Genomic DNA, 13,049 nt, shown 5'->3' with positions numbered 1-13,049 from the left:
CAGCTTCGTTTCCGCTTCTGGCGGCGCGGCTGCAGCCGGTTAGGACTAGAAGCCCGCTATCGGCTCGGCGAGTAGCCGCTTGGGCAACCGTCAGCTTTCCCACCCGCTTTCCCCACTTTTTTTCCGAAGCTCGACGAATCGGCCCAATGCGACCGGTCCATCGAACATATCGATCCCACGAACACCAACAGGCAACACAGGCAATCACGCGTGGCTAAACCGAAGACCTTGTACATCTGCAGTGAATGCGGCGGCCAGTCGCCGAAATGGGCCGGACAGTGCCCGTCGTGCCAGGCGTGGAACACGCTGGTCGAGTCGGTCGCTGAGGCACCGTCCACGCATCGCTTCCAGTCGCTCGCGAAAAGCGCGCCGGTGCGTCGGCTCGCCGATATCGAGGCATCCGACGTGCCGCGCTTCTCCACCGGCGTCAGCGAGTTCGACCGTGTGCTGGGCGGCGGCCTGGTGCCGGGCGGCGTGGTGCTGATCGGCGGCGATCCGGGGATCGGCAAATCGACGCTGCTGCTGCAATCGCTCGCCGAAATTGCCGCCGATAAACGCGCGCTCTACATCAGCGGCGAAGAATCGGCTGCGCAGATCGCGTTGCGCGCACAACGGCTTTCGCTGCTCGAACCCGGTTCGAAAGCGAGCGAACTGCAATTGCTCGCCGAAATCCAGCTCGAAAAAATTCAGGCGACGATCGCCGATCACAAACCCGACGTCGCGGTCATCGACTCGATCCAGACCGTCTATTCCGATGCGCTGACCTCCGCGCCCGGCTCGGTCGCGCAGGTGCGCGAGTGCGCCGCGCAATTGACGCGGATCGCCAAGCAGTCGGGCACGACCATCATCATGGTCGGCCACGTGACGAAAGAGGGCGCGCTGGCCGGCCCGCGCGTGCTCGAACACATCGTCGATACGGTGTTGTACTTCGAGGGCGACACGCACTCGTCGTACCGCCTCGTGCGCGCGATCAAGAACCGCTTCGGCGCGGTCAACGAACTCGGCGTGTTCGCGATGACGGAGCGCGGTTTGCGCGGCGTGGCGAATCCTTCGGCGCTGTTTTTGTCGCAGCACGAGCAGTCGGTGCCGGGTTCCTGTGTGCTGGTTACGCAGGAGGGCACGCGTCCGTTGCTGGTCGAAGTCCAGGCGCTCGTGGATGCCTCCAATGCGCCGAATCCGCGTCGGCTCGCGGTCGGCCTCGAACAGAACCGCCTGGCGATGTTGCTGGCGGTCCTGCACCGGCATGCCGGTATTGCCTGTTTCGATCAGGATGTGTTTCTGAACGCGGTGGGCGGCGTGAAGATCACCGAACCCGCCGCCGATCTGGCCGTTCTGCTCGCGATCCACTCGTCGCTGCGCAACAAGCCGCTGCCGAAAGGCCTGGTGGTGTTCGGCGAAGTCGGCCTCGCGGGCGAAATCCGACCGTCTCCGCGCGGTCAGGAGCGTCTGAAGGAAGCCGCCAAACTGGGCTTCTCGGTCGCCGTGATTCCGAAGGCCAACGCGCCCAAACAGCCGATTGAAGGCTTACAGGTCGTTGCGGTCGAGCGGATCGAACAGGCTATCGACCGGGTTCGTACGCTTGAATAGGCGGGGTGAGGGCGCCTGCGGGCGCCTTGCGCGCTGTAATGACCGGTAAAGATCTCCATATTGGTTGTAACCTGAATGGCAATCCTTTTTCCTAAGCTGCGAGGGTAAGCATCCCTTCTGATGCCTGAAAAAGGATCGCGCCTTGAAACAGTCATATCAAACCGTAGCCGAGCGGCCAATACAGGTACGTGGCTGCCGGGTCTCCGAACCGATTCGCCAGCCTTGGGGCGGCGCTTGCCGGATTGTCGAGTGGATCAACACGGCGGGGCAGATATCGCGCCGGGTCGTGGCCGAAGACGCCACCGCCGCCGAGGTGCGCGCCACGATCAACCGTCACGTGGAAGGCCGCAAGCACGTGCTGTACGACGATGAAAAAACGCCGCGTCAGACGCTGCCGAGACAGACGGTGGCGAGGCGGTGAGGTTGAAGGGGCTGTGTCGTAGGCTTTCTACGTGATGCCCTTCGGGAATTTTTTCCCCGTTCTCTCTGGACGCGCGTGGCGAGCGCTTCCTGCATTCATCTCACGCAATCGCCGCGACCGCGCGTTCAGCCGGTCGGGCGCGTTAGCCCATCACGCCATCGTCTTCGTCCGCGTTATCGTCCGGCACCAAATAAGCCTGCGGATTAAACAGCGGATGCCGCGCGGCTTCCTCCGCCGTCAGTACCGGCGTAACGCAGCAATCGACCGGCTCCAGCAGCAGCACCCATTCTTCCAGCGGACGCTTGCCGATCACGTCGGCCAGTTCCTGCGTGAGCGCAACGGCGTCCGGGCCGCCAATGGCCTGACCGAGGCTCCAGTGACGCGTCGCCCACTCGGGACGGTCGAGCGCCATGCACAGCGTTTCCCAGAACTTCAGTTCGAGCGCGCCGACCGCGAGCCAGCGGTTATCGAACGTGCGGTACAGGTTGTAGCAGGGCACGCCACCGTTCAGCAGACCCGTGCCGACCGGCGGCGCGGCGCCTTCGTTGACCAGTGCGACCTGCGCGACGAGGTTGTGCGCATGCGTGGCGTGTGTCATCGAGACATCGACGAAACGGCCTTCGCCGCCGCGCGACACGTGCCATAGCGCGGCGAGAATCTGCGTGACCGCGCTCAGCGCCCCGCCGAGCAGGTCGGCAATCTGGAAATTGGGCAGGATGGGTGCGCCGTCGCGGCTTGCCAGTTGATCGAGCACGCCCGCATAACCGATGTAGTTCAGGTCGTGTCCGGCGCGGTCGGCGAACGGGCCGCTCGCGCCATATCCGCTGATCGCGCAGTAGACGAGCCGCGGATTGACCGCGCGCAGCGTCTCGTAGCCGATGCCCAGCCGCTCCATCACGCCTGGCCGGAAGCTCTCGATCAGCACGTCCGCTTCGGCCGCGAGCGCGCGCAGTACATTACGTCCGGCCGCGGATTTGAGATCGAGGCGCGTCTCGCGCTTGCCGCGATTCACCAGCCGGTAGAACGCGCCGGGGCGACCGGCGACACGGTCGCTGGACGACTGCATCATCGTGCGGGTCGGGTCTCCCGCGCCGGGCGCTTCGATTTTCAGCACGTCGGCGCCGAGTTCGGCCAGTCGCAGCGCGGCAACCGGACCGGGTAGCAGACGGGTCAGGTCGAGCACCCGCAACCCTTGCAGTGCCGGCGGCGGCACCGTCACTGCCGGAGAAGCCGGCGATTCCGTCGAAGGGTCCGGTGAAGCCGAAGAATCCGATGCCCCGAATGATGATGTTGCAGATGACAAAGCCAACCTCTCGTCGGTGCCGGCGCGGGCCATAAACAGCGTGCCGCTAGCCGATTTGTTCGAGTTCCTCGTGAATCTCGAGCCATTCGGCTTCGAGCACTTCGAGGCGCGCGTTCACATCTGCCTGACGGCGGATTGCTTCCGTCAGTTTGCTTTTCTGCTCGGGCTCGTAACTCGCCGGATCGACGACGAACGCATCGAGCGTCGTTTTCTCGATGTTGAGCGAGTCCATTTCCTTCTCGATCTTCGTGATGCGGCTTTGCAGCGGCTTCTTCAGATGCGCGAGTTTCTGACGCGTTTCCGCTTCGAGCCGACGCTGTTCCTTGCGGTTCACGCCATTGTCGGCGTTGCCGTCGGCGCTGTTGGCCGCCGCGGTACCCGCCTTGAGCGCCGCACGCTGGTCGGCTGCGTGTTGCAGCAGCCAGTCGCGGTAATCGTCGAGATCGCCGTCGAATTCCTGCAGACGATGTTTGGCGACCAGCATGAACTGATCGGTCGTGGCGCGCAGCAGGTGTCGGTCGTGCGACACCAGAATCAAGGTGCCTTCGAACTGCGCGAGTGCCATGGTCAGCGCGTGACGCGTTTCGAGATCCAGGTGGTTGGTCGGCTCGTCGAGCAGCAACAGGTTCGGCTTTTGCCAGATGATCAACGCGAGCGCGAGACGCGCCTTTTCGCCGCCGGAAAAAGGCGCGATTTTCGCCGTCGCCATTTCGCCGGAAAAGTTGAAGCTGCCGAGGAAGTCGCGCAACTCCTGCTCGCGCGTGTCGGGTGCGAGACGCGCGAGGTGCTGCAGCGGGGTGTCGTCGGCGCGCAGCGTTTCGAGCTGATGCTGCGCGAAGTAGCCGATGCGCAGCCCCTTGCCTTCGCGGACGTGGCCGCCGAGCGCTTCGAGCGTGCCGGCGAGCGTCTTGATCAGCGTCGATTTGCCCTGACCGTTCGCGCCGAGCAGGCCGATGCGCTGACCGTTCTGGATCGACAGCATCACGCGATCGACGATCGGAATCTCGACGCCGTCTTCGCCGTGATAACCGCAGCGCACGTTTTCCATCACCATCATCGGATTCGGCGCCGAATCGGGCGTGCGGAACTCGAACGTGAACGGCGACGCGGCATGAGCCGGCGCGATCAGTTCCATCTTTTCGAGCGCCTTCACGCGGCTCTGCGCCTGACGCGCCTTGGTAGCCTGCGCCTTGAACCGGTTGATGTAGCTCTGCAGATGCTCCACCGTGCGCTGCTGCTTTTCATACGCGCTCTGCTGCAGCGCGATCTGCTGCGCGCGCAGTACTTCGAATTGCGAGTAGTTGCCGCCGTAACGCTTGATCTGCTGGTGCTCCAGATGCAGAGTGACGTTGCAGACCGAATCGAGGAATTCGCGGTCGTGCGAGATCACGACCAGCGTGCCCGGATAGCGGTGCAGCCAGTCTTCGAGCCAGACGATCGCGTCGAGATCCAGGTGATTGGTCGGTTCGTCGAGCAGCAGCAGGTCGGAACGGCACATCAGCGCCTGCGCCAGATTCAGCCGCATGCGCCAGCCGCCGGAGAAACTGCTGACCGGCTCGCGCGTTTGTTCGAGCGTGAAGCCGAGGCCGAGCAGCAACGCTTCGGCGCGCGCGGGCGCGGTATAGCCGTCGGCATCGGCAAAGGCAGCGTGCGCTTCGCCTTCTGCCGCGCCGTCGTGCGCGGCGGATGCTGCGGCAATACGCGCTTCGATGGCGCGCAACGCGGCATCGCCGTCGAGCGTGTAGGCGAGGGCGGTTTTATCCGCGGCGGGCGTTTCCTGCGCGACGTGGGCGATCTGCCAGTTGGGCGGGATCGAAAAATCGCCGCCGTCCGCGTGCAGTTCGCCGAGCAGCACGGCAAACAGCGTCGACTTGCCCGCGCCGTTCGCCCCCACGAGGCCGGCTTTCTCGCCGGGGTTGAGGGTGAACGTGGTGTTGTCGAAGAGCGGCTTGGTGCCGCGCGCGAGGCTGAACTGGTTAAAGCGGATCACGAAGAGGCCGGCTGAAGAAAACCGCTATTTTAGACTGCCGGGCGTGACACCGGGCGCTCAGTCGGGATCGGCCATTCGGCCGACTGTTCCGGTGCGGCTTTTGGCATAGACTGACGGCTTTCACGGGGAGAGCACATGACATCGATTTATTCGTTTTCGGCACGTACGCTCGGCGGCGAGGAAGTGAGCCTCGAGCAGTATCAAGGCAAGGTTTTGCTGATCGTCAACACGGCCAGCGAATGCGGATTCACGCCGCAGTATGCGGGCTTGCAGAAGCTGTTCGATGGCTACGCGGCGCGCGGTCTCACGGTGCTCGGCTTTCCGTGCAACCAGTTCGGCAAGCAGGAGCCGGGCGATGCCGCGCAGATCGGCAGCTTCTGCGAAAAGAATTACGGCGTGACGTTTCCGATGTTCGACAAGATCGACGTGAACGGCGCGAACGCGCATCCGTTGTTCCGCTATCTGACGGAAGAGGCGCCGGGCTTGCTGGGACTCGAAGGAATCAAGTGGAATTTCACCAAGTTCCTGATTGCACGCGACGGCAGCGTGGTGAAGCGCTATGCGCCGCTGACGAAGCCCGAGGCGATTGTCGAGGATATCGAGAAGTTGCTTTGAAGGGACTTTGAGATTGCTGCAAGCCGAGGCGGCAGGCAGCGCTTCTGTATCTATCTGCAGTCGTGCAGATCGCGTCGAATCCGGCGTGGTGCGAGGCGGCTGAGCGGCGTCGATCAGGTATCGATGCCGCGTATCAACGCTGCGTGTAGGTCCGTTGAATCTGGACGATCTGCCAACGGTTGTTGAGCGAGCGTCACGGCAAGCACCGCGCGGCGCCGTTCAACATTCAGTGGCTAGGTACTAACGCGCAATCGCCGAACCAGCTACCGCACAGCTCAAAGAATCGGCGCGAAAAGCCGCGCGACATGCATCAGCACGCGCTTGAACGCGCTGGCCTGCCGGTACTCGTTGCGGTCGATTTCGAGCGACTGGGCGAAGTCGTTCAATAGCATCGTTTCGACCTCCTGCGCGAAGCCTCGGTCGACAGTCAGCACCATGATCTCGAAGTTCAACCGGAACGACCGGTTGTCGAGATTCGCGCTGCCGATCGCTGCAGCGACGCTATCGATGAGAATCACCTTCTGGTGCAGAAAACCCGGCTGGTAGCGGAAAATCCGGATGCCCGCGCGCAGCGAATCATATGCGTACAGCTTCGACGCGGCAAAGACCACCAGATGGTCCCGGCGGCTCGGAATCAGAATGCGCACGTCCACGCCGCGCAGCACGGCGAGCCGCAACGCTGAGAACACCGCTTCGTCGGGCACGAGATAGGGCGTGGTGATCCAGATCCGCTCGCGCGCCGCGTTGATCGCTTCGACGAAAAAGAGCGAGCAGGTCTCCTGTTTGTCAGCCGGACCGCTCGGCACGACCAGGCAGTGCATGCCTTGAGCGCCCAACGGATCGACCGGCGCCGCTGCCGGCATGTCGAATTCGGGCAACTGCTGCGTCGCCCAGTGCCAGTCTTCGGTGAACACGAACTGGATACTGGCGACCGCCGGTCCGCGCACCTCGATATGCGTATCGCGCCACGGCGAAAGCGGCGGCTTGCCGCCGAGATACTCGACGCCTACGTTGTGTCCGCCGACAAATGCGCGTTCGCCATCCACGGAAACGATTTTGCGGTGATTGCGAAAGTTCAGTTGCAGCCGGTTGACGAAGCGGCGATTGGTCGCGAACGGATGCGTCTCGACACCACCCGCACGCAGTGCCGCCACGTAGCGGTGCGGCAGATCGAAACTGCCGATGCTGTCGTACAGAAAATAGACGCGCACGCCTTGCTGTGCCTTGGCGATCAGCGCGTCCCTGAGCATCTCGCCGAGCGCATCGTCGCGGACGATGAAGAACTGCACGATCACGTAGTGACGCGCGCTCTCGATTGCCTCGAAGATCGCCTCGAAGGTCGCTGCGCCGTTCACGAGGGTTCGCACGGAATTGCCGGGCAGGAACGGCATGCCGCCCAGACGCGTCAGCGAATGCACGAGCCTGACGCCGAGTTGTTGTGTGGGCAGTCCCGCCGAAGACGACTGCGTGTCCCATTCCGGCGGATGCGCGCGGGTGCGCAGCAGTTCGTTTTCGACGCGACGGGCATCCGCGTAACCGGCGAATTTGCTGCGACCGAGGAACAGGTAAGGCACCAGCGTCAGATAAGGCATCGCGACCAGCGACACGGCCCACGCAATCGCGCCCTGCGAGGTGCGCGTATTCAGAATCGCGTGACACGCCGCGACCATGCCGAGGATATGGGCAAGGGCGACCAGCGGGCCGACGTGAAGCAGGTCGAATTGCATAGGCGGGCGAAGGGTTGGCGAAGCGCTGCATGTCCCCGCCGATGACGCGGCGGGCAGGCGCTCATCTTACCGAACGCGGGTGGGTTGGGGTGCCGTTGTGCGCGGGCTTCGTGGTTTTGGGTGCGCGCGGGGATGCCGATGGGCGACGCAAAGACCGTTCAGCGATTGGGTGAGACGGAGGGGCGGGGGTCTTGAAACGAGAGGGGGAGTTCGATAACCGCATGCTGAAGGCGGCCACGCGTGCAAGCCAGAGCAAGCCACAAGCGCGGCTTGGCCACCTGCCGGAAGCGACTGCGTCACGCGGCAGTCAGGTTATGTAGGTCCACGCAGCGCCCGTGAACCCACACCTCAGCCACGCCACCTACAACACGTCGCGACATGCCGCACGCAGAAAAAAACCACGCGCGCCATGCCGCAAACAGGAACAGCAAAAACCTCAAACCGGCAAATCGGCGGCTTGAATCAGGAACACGTTGTCGTCGCCGGCGCTGGTCGAGAGCCATACCAGATCCAGACCGCCGAACGCCGCTTCGACGTTTTCGCGTTCATTGCCGATTTCGACTACGAGCACGCCGTCTTCGGTCAGCCAGTTGCGCGCGTCGGCGATGATCCGGCGCACGATATCCATGCCGTCCGCACCGCCCGCCAGCGCCATATCCGGCTCGTGTTTGTATTCGGCGGGCAATTCCTGCATCGACGTCGCGTTCACGTACGGTGGATTGGTGATGATCACGTCGTAGCGGCGCTCGGCGAGCGGCGCATACAGATCGCCTTCGAACAGCGCAATACGGTCGTCGAGCTTGTAATCCATCACGTTGCGCGTGGCGACTTCCAGCGCGGGCGCGGAGAGATCGACGGCGTCGATATCGGCGTTCGGGAACGCGTGCGCGGCGAGAATCGCGAGGCAACCGGAGCCGGTGCACAGTTCGAGCACCGCGCTGACCTGTTCGGGATCTTCAACGTAAGGCTGCAAACCGTCCTGCAGCAATTCGCCGATGAACGAGCGCGGCACGATCACGCGCTCATCGACGTGAAAGCGGAAACCGTGCATCCACGCTTCCTGCGTGATGTACGCGGCCGGCACGCGTTGCGTGGCGCGGCGCTCGATCACGTTCAGCACGGCGTCGATTTCGGCCGCGCTCAACCGTGCGTCGAGAAACGGCTCCAGCAGATCGAGCGGCAGGTGCAGCGTGTGCAGCACCAGATAAGCCGCTTCGTCGTAGGCATTGGCCGAGCCATGACCGAACGACAGTTCAGCCTGGTTAAAGCGCGACACCGCAAAACGCAGCAGGTCGCGGACGGTGGAAAACGGGAGCGTCATCGCAAATAGTCCTTGTTCAGGCGATCAGTTGTTCGAGCACGCGGCGATACACGTTCTTCAGCGGCTCGATGTGTGCGACTTCGATATGTTCGTCGATCTTGTGGATGCTGGCGTTCAGCGGCCCGAATTCGATCACCTGCTCGCAGATGCGCGCGATGAAGCGGCCGTCCGACGTGCCGCCGGTGGTCGACAGTTCGGTCGTGACGCCGGTTTCGTCCTTGATGGCTTTCGCCAGCGCGTTCGACAGATCGCCGCGCGGCGTCAAGAACGGCAGCCCGCTCACGTTCCAGTGCAGATCGTATTCGAGGCCGTGTTTGTCGAGAATTGCATGCACGCGGGCCTGCAAACCTTCGACCGTGCTGGCCGTCGAGAAGCGGAAATTGAACATCACGTCCGCATGACCGGGGATCACGTTGGTCGCGCCCGTGCCGCTGTGAATGTTCGACACCTGCCACGTGGTAGGCGGGAAGTATTCGTTGCCGTCGTCCCAGCTTTCGGCGACCAGCTCGGCCAGTGCGGGCGCGAGCAGATGCACCGGATTTTTCGCCAGATGCGGATAGGCGATATGGCCTTGCACGCCCTTGACGATCAGCTTGCCGGACATCGAACCGCGCCGGCCGTTCTTCACCATGTCGCCGAGTTGCGCGCTCGACGTCGGCTCGCCGACGATGCAGTAGTCCATCCGCTCGCCGCGTTCCTGCAACGCTTCGACGACCTTGATGGTGCCGTCGGTGGCCGGGCCTTCTTCGTCACTCGTGATCAGGAACGCGATCGAGCCGCGATGCGCGGGATGCGCGGCGACGAATTCCTCGCTCGCGACCACGAAGCCCGCGATCGACGCCTTCATGTCCGCCGCGCCGCGGCCGTACAGCTTGCCGTCGCGCTGGGTCGGCTCGAACGGCGCCGAGTGCCATTGTTCGAGCGGACCGGTGGGCACGACGTCGGTGTGTCCGGCGAACGCGAGCAGCTTGCCCGCGGTGCCGTCGACGCCGCGTTTGACGGCCCACAAATTGGTCACGCCGTTCGATTCGATCGTCTCGTGCTCGAAGCCGATCGCGGACAGACGTTCGATCAGGAGGCGCTGGCAATGCTGGTCGTCGGGCGTCACGGACGCGCGTGCGATCAGTTGTTCGGTAAGGGCGAGGGTGCCGGACATGGATTCAGTACAAGCCACTTTGAAATGAAAAAATGCCGGCTGGCGGTGCAGCACCGCAGCCGGCAACAGCTTTTAATCGACGCGGCGAGGCCGCGTTCTGCTTCTTGTTGCTGACCGGTTCCGATCGCGGAGCCTGATGCTGGCGCTCAGGTCCGCGCGCCGGGTCCAGCGTATTGCGTTCAATGCGTGTCAGCACACCGTGCTGGCGGACGCCGCGTTCGCGGCATCCACGAGATTACGCTCATGCAACTAGCTGAATGAACGCAATACCGTTCGCGCTCATTCCTGCTGCTTTGCGTCGCTGCATGGCGGGCGTTCACCACGCCAGAGCACCGCGCGTGCCAACACCCAGACTCAGGCAAACAGCGCCGTGTACTCGTCCGCGGAAAAACCGAGCGATTTGACCCGCCCGTTCACCACCAGCACTGGCCGCTTGATCACCGACGGCTTGTGGATCATCAACGCGATTGCGCCCGGCTGGGTTTCCGCCGCCGCTTTCATGTCGTCGGACAGGCCACGCCAGGTGGTGCCGCGACGGTTCAGCAGCGCGTCGAGCTTCACGTCTTTCAGCCAGTCCTGCACGAGCGGTTCGGTCACGCCGTGCTTCTTGAAGTCGTGAAACTCGAACTCGACGCCGTGCTCTTCCAGCCACACGCGGGCTTTCTTCACGGTGTCGCAGTTCGGGATGCCGTAGACGACGGTTTTGGTGCCGCGCGCCATCAGTCGCCTCGCAGCAGCTCGTTCAGGCCGACCTTCGCGCGGGTTTTCGCGTCCACCTTCTTGACGATCACCGCGCAGTACAGGCTGTGCGAACCGTCTTTCGACGGCAGGTTGCCCGCCACCACCACCGAGCCCGCCGGAATGCGGCCATACGTGACCGAACCGGTTTCGCGGTCGTAAATCTTGGTGCTCTGGCCGAGGTACACGCCCATCGAGATCACCGAGTTTTCTTCGACGATCACGCCTTCGACCACTTCCGAACGCGCGCCGATAAAGCAGTTGTCTTCGATGATGACCGGGTTCGCCTGCAGCGGCTCCAGCACGCCGCCGATGCCAACACCGCCCGACAGGTGGACGTTCTTGCCGATCTGCGCGCACGAACCGACGGTCGCCCACGTATCGACCATCGTGCCTTCGTCGACGTACGCGCCGATGTTGGTGTACGACGGCATCAGCACGACGTTCTTCGCGATGAACGAGCCACGGCGCGCGATAGCGGGCGGCACCACGCGGAAGCCGCCGGCAGCGAAGTCTTCAGCGGTGTAGTTCGCGAACTTCGACGGCACCTTGTCGTAGAACTGGCTGTAACCGCCAGCCGGCATCGGTGCGTTGTCTTCGAGGCGGAACGACAGCAGCACGGCCTTTTTCAGCCACTGATTGACGACCCAGTCGCCGTCCTTCTTTTCGGCGACGCGCAGCACGCCCTTGTCCAGTTGTTCGATTGCATGGGCGACGGCTTCGCGCACGTCGGCCGGAGCGGCCTTCGGCGACAGTTCGGCGCGGTTTTCCCAGGCGGTGTCAATGATCTGCTGAAGTTGTTGCGACATATGCGTGTTTTCTGAAGAGTTGAAGGCTGAAGAAGGAGATGCGGCGCGGCGGGAGCTGTCGCGCCAACGGTCGAGGTGAACCCTCAAACCGTTGGCCCGGCTAACTCAACTGGCCTGGCCCGCAAGCTTGCGGCAAAAATCGACGATCCGCTGAACACCTTGCGTGCATTCGTCGACGTCCGCGACCAGCGCGAGGCGCACGAAATTGCGGCCGGGGTTCACGCCGTGCGCAGTACGCGCGAGGAACGAGCCCGGCAGAACCGTCACATTATAGTCGGCGTAGAGGCGCTGGGCGAACTCGGTGTCCGACAGGCCGGTGCGCGACACGTCGGCCCACAGGTAGAACGCGGCGTCCGGCAGACGCACGTCGAGCACTTCCGCGACCATCGGCGTGACGGTCGAGAACTTCTGCACGTACTTCGCGCGGTTGTCGCGCACGTGCGTCTCGTCGTTCCACGCGGCGATGCTGGCGGTCTGGAATACCGTCGACAATGCCGCGCCGTGGTACGTGCGGTATAGCAGGAAATCTTTCAGGATCGCCGCGTCGCCCGCGACGAAGCCCGAGCGCATGCCAGGCACGTTCGAGCGCTTGGACAGGCTCGACAGCATCACGAGCCGCTCGAAGCCGCGGCCCAGTTTGTGCGCCGCTTCCAGGCCGCCGAGCGGCGGATTCGCTTCGTCGAAATAGATCTCGGAGTAGCACTCGTCCGACGCAATCACGAAGCCATAACGGTCCGACAGCGCGAACAGTTCGCGCCAGTCGTCGAGCGTGAGCACCGCGCCGGTCGGGTTGCCCGGCGAGCACACGTACAGCAGCTGCGTGCGCGCCCAGATGGCTTCCGGCACCGCCGAATAGTCGCAGGCGAAATTGCGCGCCGGATCGCTATTGACGAAATACGGCTGCGCACCGGACAGAATCGCCGCGCCTTCGTAGATTTGGTAGAACGGGTTCGGACAGAGTACGATCGCAGGCTCACCGTCGGCATTGCGCTTCGGGTCCACCACCGTCTGCGCGAGCGCGAACAGCGCCTCGCGCGAGCCCGACACCGGCAGCACCTGGGTGAGCGGATCGACCGGCGGCAGGTTGTAGCGCTGCGTCACCCAGTTTGCAATCGACTCACGCAGCGGCGCCGAGCCGAGCGTGGCCGGATACGCGGCCAGGCCGCCGAGCGAATCCACCACGGCGTCGCGGATCAGCGCAGGCGTGGGATGTTTCGGCTCGCCGATGCCGAAGCTGATATGCGAAAGACCGGCTGGCGGCGTGACGTCCGCGAAAAGCAGGCGCAGCTTTTCGAACGGATAGGACTGGAGGGAATCGAGTAACGGGTTCACTGGATGGATCGAGCCTGATCGAAGAGGGCGCAGAACGGATGCAGGAAGAA

General features: G+C 63.6%; 11 protein-coding genes. 3 read left to right on the top strand and 8 right to left on the bottom strand.

Annotated features, from left to right (window positions below; translation table 11 throughout):
- Positions 1 to 210 precede the first annotated feature (210 nt).
- Together radA and BLS41_RS10565 are read left to right on the top strand one after the other, a co-directional pair.
- Positions 211 to 1,587, top strand: a complete 1,377-nt coding sequence (gene radA / locus BLS41_RS10570; RefSeq protein WP_074764263.1) for a DNA repair protein RadA — start codon at positions 211 to 213, stop codon at positions 1,585 to 1,587.
- 142 nt (positions 1,588 to 1,729) lie between these two features.
- Positions 1,730 to 2,008, top strand: coding sequence for a DUF2866 domain-containing protein (locus tag BLS41_RS10565; RefSeq protein ID WP_074764262.1), 279 nt, complete (start codon positions 1,730 to 1,732; stop codon positions 2,006 to 2,008).
- Between the two features lie 142 nt (positions 2,009 to 2,150).
- On the opposite strand, the gene BLS41_RS10560 is transcribed toward BLS41_RS10565, so the two are convergent.
- Entirely contained in the window at positions 2,151 to 3,206 is a 1,056-nt protein-coding gene (locus BLS41_RS10560) for a CaiB/BaiF CoA transferase family protein (RefSeq protein ID WP_074766455.1), read from the bottom strand.
- 151 nt (positions 3,207 to 3,357) lie between these two features.
- On the bottom strand, positions 3,358 to 5,301 hold the full coding sequence (locus tag BLS41_RS10555) for an ATP-binding cassette domain-containing protein (protein ID WP_074764261.1): 1,944 nt from the start codon (positions 5,299 to 5,301) through the stop codon (positions 3,358 to 3,360).
- Positions 5,302 to 5,436: 135 nt separating this feature from the next.
- Here BLS41_RS10555 and BLS41_RS10550 point away from each other — a divergent pair, with 135 nt between their 5' ends.
- On the top strand, positions 5,437 to 5,916 hold the full coding sequence (locus tag BLS41_RS10550; protein ID WP_074764260.1) for a glutathione peroxidase: 480 nt from the start codon (positions 5,437 to 5,439) through the stop codon (positions 5,914 to 5,916).
- A 275-nt stretch (positions 5,917 to 6,191) separates the two neighbouring features.
- Here BLS41_RS10550 and cls read toward each other — a convergent pair whose 3' ends face one another.
- From cls to dapC, 6 genes are all read right to left on the bottom strand, one after another.
- Positions 6,192 to 7,643, bottom strand: coding sequence for a cardiolipin synthase (gene cls / locus BLS41_RS10545; protein WP_074764259.1), 1,452 nt, complete (start codon positions 7,641 to 7,643; stop codon positions 6,192 to 6,194).
- A gap of 436 nt (positions 7,644 to 8,079) precedes the next feature.
- Positions 8,080 to 8,964 (bottom strand): 50S ribosomal protein L3 N(5)-glutamine methyltransferase, encoded by an 885-nt coding sequence (gene prmB / locus BLS41_RS10540; RefSeq protein WP_074764258.1) that lies wholly within the window; start codon positions 8,962 to 8,964, stop codon positions 8,080 to 8,082.
- Between the two features lie 16 nt (positions 8,965 to 8,980).
- Entirely contained in the window at positions 8,981 to 10,120 is a 1,140-nt protein-coding gene (gene dapE, locus BLS41_RS10535; protein ID WP_074766453.1) for a succinyl-diaminopimelate desuccinylase, read from the bottom strand.
- Positions 10,121 to 10,474: 354 nt separating this feature from the next.
- Positions 10,475 to 10,840, bottom strand: coding sequence for an ArsC family reductase (locus BLS41_RS10530; protein WP_074764257.1), 366 nt, complete (start codon positions 10,838 to 10,840; stop codon positions 10,475 to 10,477).
- The gene (gene dapD / locus BLS41_RS10525) at positions 10,840 to 11,667 is read right to left on the bottom strand and encodes a 2,3,4,5-tetrahydropyridine-2,6-dicarboxylate N-succinyltransferase (protein WP_074764256.1); all 828 of its coding nucleotides are present in this window, start codon (positions 11,665 to 11,667) and stop codon (positions 10,840 to 10,842) included. The genes BLS41_RS10530 and dapD overlap by 1 nt, the downstream gene beginning before the upstream one ends.
- Positions 11,668 to 11,772: 105 nt before the next feature.
- Entirely contained in the window at positions 11,773 to 12,999 is a 1,227-nt protein-coding gene (gene dapC, locus BLS41_RS10520) for a succinyldiaminopimelate transaminase (RefSeq protein WP_074764255.1), read from the bottom strand.
- Positions 13,000 to 13,049 lie beyond the last annotated feature (50 nt).

Source organism: Paraburkholderia fungorum (genome assembly GCF_900099835.1).
GTDB lineage: Bacteria > Pseudomonadota > Gammaproteobacteria > Burkholderiales > Burkholderiaceae > Paraburkholderia > Paraburkholderia fungorum_A.
This window is presented reverse-complemented; position numbering and strand designations above follow the sequence as displayed.